Annotated in this window: 17 protein-coding genes; 5 read left to right on the top strand and 12 right to left on the bottom strand. The window is 40.7% G+C overall.

All coding sequences use genetic code 11. The features are described 5' to 3' along the window. Window positions 1-201: 201 nt before the first annotated feature. On the bottom strand, window positions 202-399 hold the full coding sequence (locus P8610_RS08745) for a cold shock domain-containing protein (protein ID WP_066245425.1): 198 nt from the start codon (window positions 397-399) through the stop codon (window positions 202-204). A gap of 397 nt (window positions 400-796) precedes the next feature. Between P8610_RS08745 and P8610_RS08740 the strand changes: the two genes are divergently transcribed. Together P8610_RS08740 and P8610_RS08735 are read left to right on the top strand one after the other, a co-directional pair. Continuing rightward, window positions 797-1831, top strand: coding sequence for an acyltransferase family protein (locus tag P8610_RS08740; protein ID WP_394604040.1), 1035 nt, complete (start codon window positions 797-799; stop codon window positions 1829-1831). 168 nt (window positions 1832-1999) lie between these two features. Further along, window positions 2000-2263 (top strand): YqhV family protein, encoded by a 264-nt coding sequence (locus P8610_RS08735; protein WP_289497575.1) that lies wholly within the window; start codon window positions 2000-2002, stop codon window positions 2261-2263. 140 nt (window positions 2264-2403) lie between these two features. Here P8610_RS08735 and P8610_RS08730 read toward each other — a convergent pair whose 3' ends face one another. Continuing rightward, window positions 2404-3282, bottom strand: coding sequence for a LysR family transcriptional regulator (locus P8610_RS08730; RefSeq protein ID WP_394604039.1), 879 nt, complete (start codon window positions 3280-3282; stop codon window positions 2404-2406). 118 nt (window positions 3283-3400) lie between these two features. On the opposite strand from P8610_RS08730, the gene P8610_RS08725 reads away from it, so the two are divergent. After that, a complete protein-coding gene (locus tag P8610_RS08725) occupies window positions 3401-4504 on the top strand; it encodes a citrate synthase/methylcitrate synthase (protein WP_394604038.1) in 1104 nt (367 codons plus the stop codon). A gap of 89 nt (window positions 4505-4593) precedes the next feature. Next, complete coding sequence (locus P8610_RS08720) at window positions 4594-5388, top strand: AAA family ATPase (protein WP_394604037.1); 795 nt, start codon at window positions 4594-4596, stop codon at window positions 5386-5388. Window positions 5389-5431: 43 nt separating this feature from the next. On the opposite strand, the gene P8610_RS08715 is transcribed toward P8610_RS08720, so the two are convergent. Genes P8610_RS08715 through flaG form a run of 4 tightly spaced genes read right to left on the bottom strand, consistent with a single transcriptional unit; the run spans window position 5432 to window position 8101 of the window. Next, window positions 5432-5782, bottom strand: coding sequence for a hypothetical protein (locus P8610_RS08715; protein ID WP_394604036.1), 351 nt, complete (start codon window positions 5780-5782; stop codon window positions 5432-5434). Continuing rightward, a complete protein-coding gene (fliS, locus tag P8610_RS08710) occupies window positions 5782-6183 on the bottom strand; it encodes a flagellar export chaperone FliS (RefSeq protein ID WP_394604035.1) in 402 nt (133 codons plus the stop codon). Before fliS ends, P8610_RS08715 begins: the two co-directional genes overlap by 1 nt. A 31-nt stretch (window positions 6184-6214) precedes the next feature. Next, window positions 6215-7741 (bottom strand): flagellar hook-associated protein 2, encoded by a 1527-nt coding sequence (locus tag P8610_RS08705; RefSeq protein WP_394604235.1) that lies wholly within the window; start codon window positions 7739-7741, stop codon window positions 6215-6217. 21 nt (window positions 7742-7762) lie between these two features. Further along, window positions 7763-8101 carry a flagellar protein FlaG gene (gene flaG / locus P8610_RS08700; protein WP_394604034.1) on the bottom strand — a complete coding sequence of 113 codons (339 nt, stop codon included), beginning with the start codon at window positions 8099-8101 and terminating at the stop codon, window positions 7763-7765. 260 nt (window positions 8102-8361) lie between these two features. Between flaG and P8610_RS08695 the strand changes: the two genes are divergently transcribed. Continuing rightward, window positions 8362-10317, top strand: coding sequence for an acyltransferase family protein (locus P8610_RS08695; protein WP_394604033.1), 1956 nt, complete (start codon window positions 8362-8364; stop codon window positions 10315-10317). 45 nt (window positions 10318-10362) lie between these two features. Here the strand turns inward: P8610_RS08695 and P8610_RS08690 are convergent, their stop codons facing one another. From P8610_RS08690 to P8610_RS08665, 6 genes are all read right to left on the bottom strand, one after another. Then, complete coding sequence (locus P8610_RS08690) at window positions 10363-11169, bottom strand: hypothetical protein (RefSeq protein ID WP_394604032.1); 807 nt, start codon at window positions 11167-11169, stop codon at window positions 10363-10365. Beyond that, window positions 11156-11767, bottom strand: a complete 612-nt coding sequence (locus tag P8610_RS08685; RefSeq protein WP_394604031.1) for a PilN domain-containing protein — start codon at window positions 11765-11767, stop codon at window positions 11156-11158. Before P8610_RS08685 ends, P8610_RS08690 begins: the two co-directional genes overlap by 14 nt. Then, window positions 11761-12744: a type IV pilus biogenesis protein PilM gene (pilM, locus tag P8610_RS08680; RefSeq protein WP_394604030.1), complete on the bottom strand. Its 984-nt coding sequence runs from the start codon at window positions 12742-12744 to the stop codon at window positions 11761-11763. Before pilM ends, P8610_RS08685 begins: the two co-directional genes overlap by 7 nt. Before the next feature lie 167 nt (window positions 12745-12911). Then, a complete protein-coding gene (locus P8610_RS08675; protein WP_394604029.1) occupies window positions 12912-13316 on the bottom strand; it encodes a type II secretion system protein in 405 nt (134 codons plus the stop codon). Between the two features lie 32 nt (window positions 13317-13348). Continuing rightward, entirely contained in the window at window positions 13349-14557 is a 1209-nt protein-coding gene (locus tag P8610_RS08670; protein ID WP_394604028.1) for a type II secretion system F family protein, read from the bottom strand. 1 nt (window position 14558) lies between these two features. Then, window positions 14559-15599: a type IV pilus twitching motility protein PilT gene (locus tag P8610_RS08665; protein WP_394604027.1), complete on the bottom strand. Its 1041-nt coding sequence runs from the start codon at window positions 15597-15599 to the stop codon at window positions 14559-14561. Window position 15600: the final 1 nt, after the last annotated feature.

The raw sequence follows: 15600 nt of genomic DNA, 5'->3' as shown, positions 1-15600 counted from the left end.
ACTCTTGCCCATAGTATTTTTAAAGAAGAAAAGTCGAAACTCATACAATCTTTTACGCCGAACAAAAATAATTGTAAGTTCATCATAACAGGGATTGGCGTATGTTGCAAATCACCTATTGGCTTTTAGCTAAAATCAGCAAATAAAAACCCGCCAGAAACCAAATGGCGGGATCACAATTATGGTCATGTTGCCTATGATTTATAGTTTAGTTACGTTAGCCGCTTGAGGCCCACGTGCTCCATCTACAATATCAAACTCGACTTGCTGACCTTCGTCAAGGCTTTTGAATCCGTCAGTGTTGATTGCAGAGAAGTGTACGAACACATCGTCTCCGTCTTCGCGCTCGATAAATCCAAAACCTTTTTCTGCGTTAAACCATTTTACTTTTCCTAACATGCCTTTCACAATCCCTTCATCATGCGAATCTTTGTATAGTTTTTCTATACACTTTATAGTATGACATATACCCAAAAAAGTTGTCAAAGGCTTAAGATTAGCGAAAATTAAGAAGTTTTGTCGAATAATCTTCTTTCGTAAAACATGCATAAAAATACATAATAAACCGATTATATTCAATCGGTTTATTTATTTATTTTTTAAATACTATACAAATTATGAAAAAATCCCCTTTATCTCCATAATATGTGCCAGCTTTTACATTAACGTTGATTTCCGATAACAAACAAGTTACAAATGGAGTTTTATGGTTCTTACTTAAATCCCTTTCTGTTACAGTAGCGGATGTGTTTCTAAAACATCAACCACAAATCAAAACTAAACTGAGGGATTTATTATGATAAAAGAATGGAACTTATTACGAGTTATTGCCTGTTTATCTATCGTATTTTTGCATAGCACATCACAAATAGGAATAGCCACAGGGTTCCCCAAAACAGAATATTATCAGCTGTTAAGAACGATACTATGTTATGCAACTCCTACATTTATCGTTTTATCTGAAATTATCTTAGCAAATCGATACCCAAATAAGCTGCCCGAAAAATTTTGGACGAAACGTCTTAAATGGATTTTTGCTCCATACGTTTCATTTGCAATTATAGATGCCTTAGTGAGTTACAAATTGAGCCCTTCTACAATAGACTTAAAGCAAATGATATTAAATAACATATTTTTAGGTCAATTTGAGGGATATTTTATTCTCATCATTTTTCAATTTTATGTACTTCATTATTTTGTTACTAAATACCGGATTCCTATAAATGTGTTAATACCTGTGAGCATTCTTCTGATGATCTTCCATTTTAAAATTCTTGATGGAAACATTGCTTTTGTAAAAGAAAACATGGGCATTTTTAAAATTCCATTCACGGCATGGTTTGGATATTTTACAATTGCTTATGTGATAGGAAAACATTATAAAAAAGTATCAGCACTTCTTTATAAACACAAATGGCTGACCCTTGTTGGCGTTATCGTTTCATTATTCGGTGTGTTTGTCTTTTTTAAAGCAGGATATACTGGCGTTGGTTCAAGACGAATTGATTTGTTACCATTATCAATCGCAGTAAGTGCGGCAGTCATAGCATGGGGCCAACGTATAAGAAACTTTAAGATCATTAATATCATTAGCAATTATTCGTTTGGTATTTATCTTATTCATTGGCAGATTCAAAGATATTTTGGAAGTGACATCGCCCAATACTTTGAGGGTACATTTACAAGAGTGATTGCGCTATTTTTCATATCATTAGTAGTATCTATGGCAATCATTAAGATTGTATCCATGCTGCCATTCGGCTCCTACGTTATAGGAAATGTTAAAAGGAAACAGTCTTCAAAATTGAAAACATTACGAACTGCAGCTTGAAAATAAAACCCAAAAGGATTAATCCTTTTGGGTTTTATTTTACAAAGAATTGAAACCGCAGCAACTTTTTTTACACTTCTAATCCATGCTTGGCCACATATAATCCAATATACAGCGCTGGAAAATTAAACAGTTGTTTAAAAAAGGAGGCAATGGACGTTGCTGCATATGATTGAAAAAGTCGTCCTAGCTATGGCCGCAATTCGTATTCTATCTGGTACACTCGAAATTACAGCAGCACTCTTCATGCTGCATTACAATACCGTTGAACGCGCACTCGTCATCAATTCCATGCTCTCAATCGTTGGTCCTATCATCTTTTTCTCTACCATGACACTCGGAATCTACGGATTATCTACTAAATTGTCATTCGGAAGTTTGATTTGGATCATGTTAGGAGTTGTTTGTATTGTTTATGGGATAAAAAGATAGCTAATTTCTTAGTGCTGCGCCAGAATGCCCCTGACTCGCGTGTACTTTTATGAAAACTGCGCGCAAACCGCCATCTACTGCGCGCAAAGTCTCACTGCCTGCGCGAATGTGAAACCGATAAAAAAACTCTCACACGAAAATCAAAACCGATATCCAGACAAATACGCTAAAAACTCTCTCTGTTTTTCATGATTGTACTTCGTTAGTGCATAGGTATCCGCATCAGGTAAGTCAAGCGAATAGCAGTCCACTTCAAGCAGCCTGCCTTCTAACAGTTCTCTTCTAACCGTTGATAATGGTAAAAAGGAAACTCCGAGCCCCTCAGTAATAAATCTTTTCGTGATGTGAATCTGCGAAACTTTCATCATCCGTACTCCAGGATAGAGCAATTTTATACCTCTAGAGAGATCCTCCCAATATCCTGGATGGTTATGCGTCAACAAATAGTTAGAGAGCAGAACTTCTTTTTCATCCAGTGGCGGTGCAGCCTCAAAGTCCAAACCATCGTGAGGCGCAACCAGCACAACTTTATCTTTATAAAGCAGCTGACTCGTAATTTCAGAATGTGAACTTCCCAAGCACGACAGCCCTAGATCCACCTCTTCGTTTAAAACCGCAGATTCAATATCTTCTGATTCAATAATTTTGATGGAAATCTCGACTTCCGAATGCACTTTTACATATCGTTTTAAAACCGATGGCAAAATCGTATCCGCGATAAGCGGTGAGATGCCTATGCAAAGTTTAGAGTGATACCCTTGTTGAAAAGCATTGAGATCCTCTAACCCGCTCTCATACACTTCCATCAATTTCTTCGCGTTCTGCAGATACCGCCTGCCTTCTATGGTCAACTTCACTCGTCTTCCTTCGCGTAGAAACAGAGACATGCCCAATTCTTCTTCAAGCAATTTGATATGAACCGTTACAGAAGGCTGTGAAACATGGAGTATCTCTGCCGTTCTTCTAAAATTTTCGCATTCCGCTGCGGTAATAAACGTTTTTAACCAAGTAAATTCCATTGCCCTGAATCTCCCCACTGATTAGTTTTTATTATTAAATCAATTAAAAACAATCAATATCATAAATTAATTATATCTTATACAATGGTACTAAATAATGGAAGGAGTGAGAAATCATATGCAAAAAGGACTTAAAGGAATCGTTGCAGCGGAGACAGGGATCAGCCACATAGATGGAATAGAAGGAAAGTTAATCTACAGAGGGTTTGAGATCGGTGACCTTACTTCTCGTTTTTCGTTTGAAGAAGTTGCGTATTTGCTGTGGTACGGCAAACTTCCCGATCAAGAACAGTTGCATACATTAAGTAATGAGCTTATCAAGAATCGCGTACTCCCACTCCATATGAAAAACATTTTAGATCACCTTCCAAAAGACATGGATTTGATGAGCGTAATCCGAACAGCGGTTTCGTCTGAAGGTTTAACGAGCTATGGATGGAAGCCAAGTATAGAACAGGCGATCAGATTAACAAGCTTAGTGCCTACGATTATTAGTTATTGGAAACGTCGTATAGAAAGCAAATCATTTGTTGCACCATCTGAAGAATTAGCTCACGTTGAAAATTACTTATATATGTTAAATGGCGAAATACCAAGTAAAGCCCATACGCTTGCTCTCGAAACCTACATGATTCTAACATTAGAACACGGCATGAACGCCTCCACTTTTTCGGCCCGTGTGACAGCATCTACCGAATCCGATATGGTGTCTGCCGCAACATCAGCGATTGGAACGATGAAGGGCCCTCTTCATGGCGGAGCACCTTCAGCGGTCATTGATTTGCTGGACGAGGTTCGAAGTGTAGGAAGTGCTGAACAAGTACTTCGCCGCAAGTTGGAGAATGGAGAAAAACTTATGGGGTTCGGACATCGCGTTTATAAAACACATGACCCTCGAGCTGTAGCGTTAAAAGCTAAACTGTTAGAAAACGCTGGTGAAGATGAGTGGTTAGATCTCGCGTTAGAGGTGGAGAAAACAGCTATTGCGTTGTTGGAGGAATACAAGCCAGGCAGATCATTGTACACGAACGTTGAATTTTACGCTGCGGCCATTATGAAGGCGATCCAGCTGGACCCAGCTCTGTTTACACCAACATTTACGGCAAGCCGAATGGTCGGATGGACCGCTCATATTTTAGAACAAGCCGAAGACAACACGATTTATCGGCCGCAGTCGATTTATACGGGGCAATTTCATGATACAACTTCATTAAACACTTAAACCGGACAATAACGTTCGGTTTTTTCATGCTCTCTTCTCTAAATTACTCATGATAAAATAAACAGAGACATGCTTTAAAAGAGGAAGAGGTGTTTAAAGTGATTTTAAAATCGATCTCATATAGAAACGATAAGAAAAAACAAGGATATCCTTTTCAATTACCACTGTTTCAATCCTTAGAGACTCTTCACTTTCGAAAGCCCATTACTATCTTAGTAGGAGAAAACGGCACGGGAAAATCAACACTGCTCAAGGCCATTGCAGATCAAGCAGGTTCTGTTCGAATCAATCGATCAGAAGAGGAGGATTCAGACCTACCTTCATTATCAAAGCAGCTCAAATTGACTTGGAGTGTGAAGACAAAGAAAGGTTTTTTCCTAACCGCAGAAGACTTTGCAAACTTTGTGAGACGTGCAGCGGAAATGAAAGAAACCGCGCGTAAAGAATTAGAAAACATTGAAGTTGAGTACAAGAACAAGTCTGCTTATGCTAAAAGTTTAGCTTCCCTCCCACATAACCGCACATTGCATGAACTACAAGAACTTTATAACGACGGTCTTGAGTTTCGATCACACGGCGAACGGTTTCTGGACTTTTTTCAGTCGCGCTTTCGACCAAACGGATTGTATATACTCGATGAGCCTGAAGTTCCACTATCACCTATGAAACAATTAAGTTTTATCTCTATTTTAAAAGAGATGGAGCAGCAGAATGCGCAATTCATTATCGCAACTCACTCTCCTATCCTGATGGCGTACCCCGGTGCAGAGATCGTTAATATTGATTCGTTGCCACCAGCTCCAACATCCTACGAAGACCTTGAACATGTGCAGATCACTAAAACATTCTTGGATAATCCTGAACGGTACTTGAGGCATCTATAGAGCAAAAAAGGCACTCAGCCGATCGTCAGCTGGTGCCTTTTCGTCACTTCTTCTTATCGAAATACATCCCGTCACCCGACAGCGTCTGGTACGGGTTTGCATACTGAACATTCTTCTCTTTCTTTTTCTTCATCATTGAAAGATTGTGTTTAATCTCTTCAAACTGGCGCGCTAAAAGTGGATCAATCGTCTCGTTCATTTTCAGAATCAACCGGCCCATTCGCTGCTCGTCTTCTGAATACGTGAGCGGTAAATTTTGAATCGCCACCTGACGCTGGTCGAGCAGTTCGTTCAACCGCTCGATATACGGCTCACGATCGTCTTTGGGCAATCCTGCACTTACATGATCATAAAGATTTTTTGTAATCTCCAGCAAAATTTTAACTGCAGGCATTAAACGCGTCCCGTTTCACCGTGCTGCAAACGACGATTAATCTGAATCACTTCTTTCCACGTATTGCGGAAATCGATCACATAGTCTTCCACTTCATCCAAAATCGCAGCATCACTATGAATGTTTGCTTCAATCAGACGGCGATTGATGTAATCATACATCTGCATAAGGGACTTAGACACTTCAAGGTCCATGTTTAGCGTGACCATCAATTCCTGGATGATCTTTTGCGCTTTTAAAAGATTCGTATTCTTCTGTTCTGTATCTTTGAGCTCGATCGCCGTGCGAGCGAGACCGATAAACTTTAAACAACCGTTGTATAGCATGAGCGTCAACTCACCGGGAGACGCCGTTTGGACTGAGTTGTTTTGATACGCTTTGTTCGCGTTAAGTATGGACATGTAAAGGTAACACTCCTTTTTGGTTTAGAAATTACTGTCCGCCGCCAAACTGTTGCATTAAGTACATGGATTGCTGGTTGGAACGCTGGATCGCTGATTCCATCGCCGAAAACTGGCGCCAATAGCGGTCCTCCACCTGTTTTAAACGATCTTCGAAAGCCGAGATGCGCTTGTCCACGTCCGTTAGTTCACGACCAAGTGTGAACTGAGCGTTCGTACGAAGGGCGTTTCCTGCTTTTAGTTCGATCTTATCGACTGTTTGGTCAATCGATTTTCGTAAACTCTTAGCAATACCGTCAATATTATTGGTACTATCTCCAGTAAACAATTTCATCACGGCATCTGGATTCGTGGCTAACGCATCACGAAGTTTCTTTTCATCGATTTCAAGCTTACCTTTGTCTAGGTAGTTACGTGAAGTCGTAATCCCAATCTCAGAAAGCTGATCAAATTTCGCATCGCCCGTATTAAAATTGGCATACAATATGGAACGCATCGCATTAAGTCCGCTTGAAAGGATGGAGTCACCGCGCAGCATCCCGCTCTTCGCCTTCTCATCCCAAAGCTCTGCTTCTTTTTCAGATAAATCCTTACGCTGTGCATCCGTTAAAGGAGGAAAATCACGATATTTCGTTTCAGCCGTTTTTTTATTGATCGCTTCAATCGTTTCGTTGTATTTTTTAACGAAGTCTTTAATGGAAGTCACAACACCATCTGTATCTGTGGTTGAACTGATTGTTGATGCACCTTGTCCTTTTAACGAATACGTCACACCACTGATCGTAAAAGTGTTGGATGTTCGCTCCAAACCTGTGAGTCCATTCAAGTCAAACTTTGCATTGCCTCCATTATCTGTATCAACTGCACCAAGTTCTGTTCCATCTGCTGTTGTGTTTGTAAAAAAACCGATGTTCCCAAAAAAAGAAATGGTATCCGGAGTTCCAAGTGTAATCTTAGAACCTTCTCCCGTTAAATTGTTTGATATAACAAATTTTCCAGTAAAGTCATCATAAAACGCTGACATCTCTAATCCAGCTTCTGAAAACTTTTTAGCAGTCGTTTCCAATGTATCTTTTGTTGGATCAATTTTTATGGTCTTAGTTACTTCAGTTCCATCTGGTTTTGTTACCTTAATTTCAAGAGGAATTTCAGCAGTGCCAAAAGCTGAATTCATGGTCCCTAAAGCCGTTTTTCCGCTCGGTTTGTTGCCACCTTGATCTATAACTTGTTCTGAGACCCAGCTTCTCGCAGTTGCCAGCTTAGTAACGTTAATGTCAGACGTAATATTTGAAGCACTTCCTGCAACAGTCGCAGTTACCGCATTTGGATTCGTGCTTGAAACCGTCTTCTTATTAAACGTCCCTTGAAGTGCGACTCCGTCTAAAATAAATCGGTCAAGCTCGTCCAGCAGCTTATTCATCGAACGGTAATCGTCTCGCTGCCACTCTAGCGTCGTCTTTTTCTGCGCTAATTTATCTAATGGAATACGCTCTGCTTTCATCAGATCGCCTACAAGCGTATCGATATCCATCCCGCTGGCTAATCCGCCAATTCTCATGACCACGGTTCATCACCGTCCCTAAATTTTTTTATCTACGAATATGCCCATAAAGTCGATCATATCAGCATACATATCAAGAAACTTTTTGTTTGGAATTTCTTTTAGCACTTCTTGCGTCACTTCGTCCACGACTTGAACGTAATAATCATTCAACTTCTCGTGAAGAACAAACTTAGATGAAGTATGCGCAGGCTTCAGCATATCGTTCATCGCATGTATCACTTTTTCCAGTGATTCTTTTGTTGGTTTTGCTTGTACTGGAGCTTCGGCTTGAGTAGTTTGTTCTTGTAGGTTTTGGCTTTTAAGCACAGGCTCAGATTTTTGAAAAACAGGAGAACCTATCGATTGCAGTTCCACCTTCATCGCCCCTTTTATTTTCTCTAAAATTTATATCGGATTGTACAATTAATTGTTGAGGAAGAAGAGAAAAAGAAAAAGGCCAAAAAAAAATTATTACAATTCTATGAAACTACTCAAACGGTTGAATTTTTATTGTAAAATAGTAGATTATAAAGAAGAAAATTGTAGAAAAATGACCACTAATTGTCGTGGCATATTTATATAAAAATATATACAGAAATCATTGGAAAATTGAAAACGAGAGGATAATGGCAGTAATGAAAGACCAACGCACGAAGCAACGAAAGAAACTCAGCCGACAGCCGAAATCCGGTGTAACGCAAAGTAAAGCCATTGAACAACCTCTAGAAAAAGGCAGGTACATAACTGGACTTGATGGACTGAGGGCCATAGCCGTACTAGCCGTTATCGCTTATCATTTGAACTTTGAATGGGCAGCGGGCGGATTGCTCGGAGTTACCGTCTTTTTTGTTTTATCAGGATACTTAATTACAGACCTTTTAGCAGCAGAATTTGTTACTACAAACACAATTAATTTTAAAAACTTCTGGATTCGCCGGGCAAGAAGACTTCTTCCCGCTATGTTCACCATGCTGCTCGTCGTCATTACGTATGTCACGCTATTTGAACCGACCATGCTTCAAAAGCTTGAAAAAGATACCGTTGCAGCCATTTTATACGTAAGCAACTGGTGGTACATATTTCAAGATCTTTCGTATTTCGAAAGCTTTGGACCGCCTTCCCTTCTAACCCACTTTTGGTCGTTAGCCGTGGAAGAACAATTTTATATCCTTTGGCCGCTCATCATCATTGTGATGTTAAAGCTGAAAGTTCGTGAAGGCTCTCTATTTTCTATGATACTAGTAGGTGCACTTGTATCCGCAGCGGCTATGACATTGTTTTACGAACCAGGAGCAGACCCGAGCCGTGTTTATTACGGAACAGATACACGCGTATTCTCCTTATTACTTGGAGCAAGCCTGGCAGTCATCTGGCCGAGCCGAAAACTGTCTAGCAATCTTCCTCCAGAAATTCGTTGGAAACTAGATTTTGTCGGATTGTCCGCACTCGCTTTCGTGTTTTACATGTTCTGGAGTACAAGTCAATATGAAGACTTCCTCTACCAAGGAGGAATGGTCGCTATTTCTGTTGCTTCTCTGCTCGTAGTGGCCGTCATGGTTCACCCATCAAGCCGATTGAACACGTGGTTGAGTTTTAAACCGCTACGCTGGATTGGTGTCCGCTCATACGGCATCTATTTGTGGCATTTTCCAGTAATCGTGCTGACGAGCCCACAATGGGGAGCGGATGCGCCGAGCTTAGTAAGAACATCATTGCAAATCGTTTTAATTTTAGTGCTTGCCAGTCTCTCATGGACGTTTATTGAGAACCCGATAAGAAAAGGCGCATTAACGAGATTTTGCCGGGTGGTCAAGCGAGGTGAATGGAGACGTGAACGATCGTTTATCGGAAGGTTTGTAACGATTGCCAGTATTCTAGCTATGTTCATGTGCGTATCCGCAATTGGCTTCACGACAACTTCAGTAGCGTTAAGTAAAGATAAAGTGATTACCGCTATTCAGGATAAAGTAGGAAAAGAAGAACCACCTGTAGAAAACACGGTGAGACCAGAACCAAAACCTGAAACTCCTAAAACAGAAGAGAAGCCTACCGAAGATCCGACAGACAAACCTGCGGAAGAGACACCTTCAAACGATGCACCACCTGAAGAAGAAAAGCCGCCTGTTCAGGATTCGCGCTCACTGTCTGTCATTGGGGACTCTGTCATGATTGATGTTACGCCACATTTGGAAGATGCTTTTAAAAAGGTAGATGTGGATGCAAAGATTGGCCGTCAGTTTAGAGAAGCAGAAGATATTGTTCAGCAAAAGAAAAGCTCTGGTAGCCTAGGTGAGATAGTCGTCATCGAGCTCGGGGCAAACGGACCGCTCGCTGAGAAAAAAATGCATGCACTAATTGAAGAAATCGGTGATCGAGATATTTACATGATTACGACACGTGTTCCAAAACCGTGGCAAAAAGAAGTCAACGACACAATTAAGAGTGTTGCTAGTCAACACGATAATGTTAAAGTTGTCGATTGGTTCACGAAGAGTGAATCTCATCCTGAGTACATCGGGAAAGATGGCGTTCACTTAACGATAACCGGCGCGAAAGCTTATGCAGACTATTTAATAAAACATATTGATTAAGATTAAAAGCCAATCATCCTAATACGGGTGGTTGGCTTTTCTGCATTAATTTTCTTGAATAAGTGGGTTTTCTTTTCCATTTGGAGCAGGAAATTCTCCTCTAGGAAGGTCTTTTAGATAATCGGTGAGCTCGGGTAAGTAATACGCTGAAATGGTGATTTCGTATTTAAGTTGATTGGTAACAGCGTCAGCAGCTGCCATCTCCAGTTCGTCCATCCCTGAAAACGTAATGGCTTCCACGACAATTACACGTTTCAACTCTTCGACCGTCTTAATAAATTTCAGAATGCCTTCATAGTCTTTAGATACCACTGACATTTCAGCTGTAATTTTCTTCACGCCTTGAGGCAGAACTTCAGGTGCAGGCGGCGTTGTTGTTTCACTTGTATCAATATCGTCATCTGTGTTTGAAACATTTTCTTCAGCAACTTCTGTACTTTCGGTATTTTCGCCTTCAGTATTTTCATCAGGTGCTGTTTCCTCAGTATTCTCTTCTTCCACCGCTCCTACTTCATCTTCTGACGCTTCTCCATCACTAAAGTCCATCGTTAAAATCAGACTGTCTGATAGAACTTCCGCTTTTTCAAACTGCAGCATGAGTTGATCCACAAGTGGTTTGACAGGAACTTCTTCTTGAAGTGTAAAAGTGTTTTCACTATTTTGTGTTGTAACAGCTGCCGGTGTTGCCATATTATCTAAGAATGTTTTTTGCTGCTTCATCTCCGCATCAACCGATTCAATCTGCTGGTGAAGTGGAGATAACAAGCCAAAATAACCATAAATTCCACCCATTAAAAATAGAAGGATGACGCCAATTGACACATAGGATAGAAGTTTTTTATTCTGTGTCATTCTCTTCACCTTTTAACTCCAGAATTTTCTCTTTCTCAAATTCAATTTTGTACAAACTTCGGTAACGAGGCAGGATGTTTTGCATCGCCGTCATATCCTCGCCTTCATTGATTTCTTCAAAGTTCGTCGTTTCCATTTTCTCAATGGTCGCTGTAGCTAAATATGGAGAATTCGTTAGTTCATATAAATAGTGCGACGTTTCCGCCAGCGTATCAAACTGTGCTTCAACGAGTATCGTTTTCTTATCTTTATATTCGTATTTCATAAAAAAACCGCGTTCAGGCAGAAGTGCGACAAGGTGCTGAAGGAGATCGGTAGCCGCAATCTTCTTTCCACGTATGTACTCAATCTTTTCAGCAAGCGGTGCCGATTCCACAATCGGTCCTGACTGCTGCTGGTTCTTCAACTGCGTTTGTACCAACAGCTTCTCTTGCTCTAACAACCGTTCTTTTTCTTGTAATTCACCTGTACTAACATAATAGTCAAGACCTAGCCACGTTCCCGATCCTAAGAGCATGGCAACAGCGACAATTAATAGAATGGTAGTCTTAAACGATTTCTGTTCCTTGACGGGTAACAGATTAATGTCGACTAACATAGCTGCACCTCTTTTAAACCAAGTCCTAAAACAACATCAAACTGAGACGGCAGCTGCTGATCCGACTGATCGATGGTGAGTACAGGCACGTCCAGTTTTGAAGCAAGTCTCTCTTGTATGTACGCTAACTCAGGGAGTTCACCCGATAAAATCACTTTTGTCACACCCTGTTCACCATGATTAATCGTGAACTTGTAATAGTTAACGATGCGCTCAATCTCAACAAGTTTATCTTCAATCAATCCGTGAACGTATCCAGAATCACCTTGCCAAATAATCTTCTGAACACCTGTGGAATGCTGCTTAAAATTCCAGCTTTTATAGTCCGTTTCCATCTTTAAATGATTAAAGAAATAAGGCTTATGATGATGAAAGATACTTAATTGTACGGCAGGAATATCAAACTGCAAACAAAGTGTATGATCTTCTTCTGATACGAGATTTTTTATAAAAATAAGCCGATAAAGAGATACGCAAGAAGCATCCGCAACAACAGGTTTTAACTTCGCATCTGTGAGCAAAGATGAATAATCATGTACCATATTTTCAGAAGCTGCAAAAAGAAGAATCTCTCGCTTTTCCTGATCCGTTTCGAGCAAAACATAATCAAATACTGGATCCTCAAAAGGAAGATGAATGGTATTCCCTAGCTCCATGTAAAGATAACCTTTTATCTCTTCATCCTTATGATTAGTGGGAATCTGGTGTTTACGGATGACAAGCTTGCTGTCAGGGATCAAGAATTGTACTTCACGCCCCTTAATACCCCATTCATCCACACACTCTTCTAGTATATTTAGGAGAGTGTCTCGGTCGGTGATGATGCCATCTTGGATAAGACCATCAGGAAGATAACGTTCACCTGAGCTTCTTACATCAAGGTCTTCAGGTTGGCGGTATTCTAAATAGCGGATGACGTGGTCTTGTAGTATTAAGTTGATTCGTGTTTTACTAAAAAGAGTTAGATTGAATTTCATGTGAAATCATCCTCTGTCTTGAATAAATTCCTATAAAAAAACTTAGGTATAGCAATACCTTGACCATTTCACTAAACTTAATGAAATCGTAAAAATATTGTTATTTATTTAAAGTACCCTCCTATGAGAAGGGTACTTGGATTATGGATCATGTGTTAAGTATATAATTAATCTAAATATTGCGTTAATACAGACTCTTCTACTTCAGCGTTTGCAGTTTTACCCACAACTACATCTGAATCATGTTTAGTTATAGTATAAACCTTTGATGTTTTATTCCATTTGACTGTATAATCATCGTCTTTTACATTACTAACATACTCTTTTAACTGTTCGTTCCCCCATCCAGTATCTGGGATACTTCCTTCAGTTGAGTGTTTTAATTTAGCCGCATTAATAATTTGGACAGCTTCAGTAACTTTCGCCTTACCTTTTGTATCCCCAATGATATTACCGATACTAACCACAGCAATCGCCGCAATAATCCCTAAAATTACGATAACAACTAACAATTCAATAAGCGTTAAACCCTTCTCATTCTTCGCATACTTTTTTAATAGTTTGTTTACCATTCTTCTCTTACTCCCCTTTATCATGTTTTTAATTAACCAATTGTCTTATAGATTTCAAACATCGGTACCATAACAGAAACTACAATCGTCCCTACCACTGACGCTAAAAACACAATCATCAACGGCTCAATCATTGCTTTCAATCGATCAGTCCCGGTTTCTACTTCTTTCTCATAAAAGTCAGCCACTTTCGAGAGCATTTCATCAAGTGACCCTGTTTCTTCTCCAATGGAAATCATCTGCGTAACAAGCGGCGGAAAGATCCAATGCTTTTTCATCGGTTCTGTTAACCGCTGTCCTGTTTCCAAAGAGCTACGGGACTCTCGAATCACCTTTGCCACTACCTCGTTCTCTACCACTTTTTCTACAATCGATAGAGACTGCAGAATTGGAACGGAGCTAGAAAATAATGAGCTCAACGTACGTGTCATTCGTGCCAAAGCTGACTTTTGAAGCAGTTTACCGAATACGGGTACTTTTAAAATCACATAATCAAAGTAATACCGGCTGGATTTATTTTTGCGAATAATCAAGAGTGCTAGATAAAATAGTACAAAAAGAGTGATCAAAAACCACCAAAACTCTTGTACAAAGTTACTTGCTGCTAGGACAAACAGTGTGATTGCAGGCAGCTCTCCTCCTGCATCTTGCAACATGGCCGCAAACGTTGGTACGACCTTTGCAAGCAGGAAGATGACAACAAACACCGCCACCACTCCGACAATCATCGGATACATCATAGCTGAAATGATTTTTTGCTTCGTATAATGCTGTTTTTCAAAATAAGTAGCTAGCTGGTCGAGTGTATCGTCCAAACTACCACCAGCTTCCCCTGCGGACACCATATTGATGACCATCGGAGGGAAAACATTTCGGTGCCGGCTAATTGCACTAGATAAAGGATTTCCTTGACGAAGCTCCTCTTCCACATCCGCTAACACCTTTTGTAACGCCTTACTTTCTGTTTGAGCGGACAAAATGCTCGTGGAATCAACGACAGATACACCTGCTCTCAACAATGTCGCAAACTGTCTTAGAAAAATAACAAACTGCTGCGACTTTACTGGGCTGCCTAACGAAATTTCTTTGTTAAACAGTGTTTGCTTCATTTCTTGCACTTCTGTAACAGCAATTCCTTTTTCTTTCAACTTCAGAACCACTTCACGTTTTGAAAGTCCAAGAACTGAACCTGTTCGTTTCTTTCCGCTTTTGTCACGGCCCACATAACTAAACTGTGCCATCTTAGCCTCCCTTCTCCAGGAGATATGGCTCCACGAACTCTCTTGAAACTTCATTGCGTTCAAGAGCTTCCTTGGCCGACATTTCGAACGTATGCATCCCAGCGTTCTTGCTCGTCTGCATGACACTATGAATCTGGTGAATCTTCTCATTGCGGATTAGGTTCGCTACTGCAGGCGTGTTCACCAAAACTTCGGTGATTGCCTTGCGCCCTTTTCCATCCATAGTCGGAAGCAGCCTTTGCGACATCACACCGACTAACACAGATGCTAATTGAATACGAATCTGACCTTGTTGTTCTGGCGGAAACACATCGACAATCCGGTCAATCGTTGACGATGCATTCGTCGTATGTAGTGTACCTAAAACAAGGTGACCTGTTTCCGCAGCTGTAATGGCGGTCGCAATGGTTTCCAGATCCCGCATTTCCCCAAGTAAAATTACATCAGGGTCCTGGCGGAGTGCTGCGCGAAGACCGTTTGCAAAGTTATTGGTATCAAAACCAATTTCTCGCTGGTCGATCACGCACGTTCGATGGCGATGCAAGTACTCGATTGGGTCCTCTAACGTAATGATGTGCCGGCTCATAGTCCGGTTCATAAAATCGATCATCGAGGCAAGAGTCGTCGACTTCCCGCTGCCAGTAGGTCCTGTAACTAACACGAGCCCCTGGTGTTTCGTCGCCATTTTCCTAACACTTTCCGGAAGACTCAAATCCTCCATGCTGGGAATGGACGTCGGAATGATCCGAAAAGCGAGACTCACGCAAGAACGCTGGCGATACGCGTTCACCCGGAATCGAGACAACCCTTGAATGCCATATGAAATATCAATTTCTCCTACTTCTTCAAACTCTGGATAATATTTTTCATCAATCACGATTTGCGCCACTTGGAGTGTGTCTTCAGGTTTTAAAGACTCACTTCCGTAACGTTTCAGTCCCCCGTTGATACGAAAAACGGGAGGCATGCCAACGGACAGGTGAACATCTGACGCTTTTAATTGAAAGGCCGCTCGAAGCCATTGTTCCAGTTTCTCTTTCATG

The sequence above is a fragment of the Fictibacillus sp. UD genome (genome assembly GCF_043558025.1).
Lineage (GTDB): Bacteria > Bacillota > Bacilli > Bacillales > Fictibacillaceae > Fictibacillus.
The sequence above is the reverse complement of the archived record's forward strand: the minus strand, read 5'-3'. Positions and strand labels throughout refer to the sequence as shown.

Coding starts and splice junctions, on each gene's coding strand:
- P8610_RS08715 (WP_394604036.1), bottom strand. CDS start 5,782: ATGCCTGCAGTTAAAATTTTGCTGGAGATTACAAAAAATCTTTATGAT.
- P8610_RS08690 (WP_394604032.1), bottom strand. CDS start 11,169: ATGACACAGAATAAAAAACTTCTATCCTATGTGTCAATTGGCGTCATC.
- P8610_RS08705 (WP_394604235.1), bottom strand. CDS start 7,741: ATGAGAATTGGCGGATTAGCCAGCGGGATGGATATCGATACGCTTGTA.
- P8610_RS08670 (WP_394604028.1), bottom strand. CDS start 14,557: ATGGCACAGTTTAGTTATGTGGGCCGTGACAAAAGCGGAAAGAAACGA.
- P8610_RS08735 (WP_289497575.1), top strand. CDS start 2,000: ATGATTGAAAAAGTCGTCCTAGCTATGGCCGCAATTCGTATTCTATCT.
- P8610_RS08740 (WP_394604040.1), top strand. CDS start 797: ATGATAAAAGAATGGAACTTATTACGAGTTATTGCCTGTTTATCTATC.
- P8610_RS08665 (WP_394604027.1), bottom strand. CDS start 15,599: ATGAAAGAGAAACTGGAACAATGGCTTCGAGCGGCCTTTCAATTAAAA.
- pilM (WP_394604030.1), bottom strand. CDS start 12,744: ATGAAATTCAATCTAACTCTTTTTAGTAAAACACGAATCAACTTAATA.
- P8610_RS08725 (WP_394604038.1), top strand. CDS start 3,401: ATGCAAAAAGGACTTAAAGGAATCGTTGCAGCGGAGACAGGGATCAGC.
- P8610_RS08685 (WP_394604031.1), bottom strand. CDS start 11,767: ATGTTAGTCGACATTAATCTGTTACCCGTCAAGGAACAGAAATCGTTT.
- P8610_RS08730 (WP_394604039.1), bottom strand. CDS start 3,282: ATGGAATTTACTTGGTTAAAAACGTTTATTACCGCAGCGGAATGCGAA.
- P8610_RS08695 (WP_394604033.1), top strand. CDS start 8,362: ATGAAAGACCAACGCACGAAGCAACGAAAGAAACTCAGCCGACAGCCG.
- fliS (WP_394604035.1), bottom strand. CDS start 6,183: ATGTCCATACTTAACGCGAACAAAGCGTATCAAAACAACTCAGTCCAA.
- P8610_RS08745 (WP_066245425.1), bottom strand. CDS start 399: ATGTTAGGAAAAGTAAAATGGTTTAACGCAGAAAAAGGTTTTGGATTT.
- P8610_RS08675 (WP_394604029.1), bottom strand. CDS start 13,316: ATGGTAAACAAACTATTAAAAAAGTATGCGAAGAATGAGAAGGGTTTA.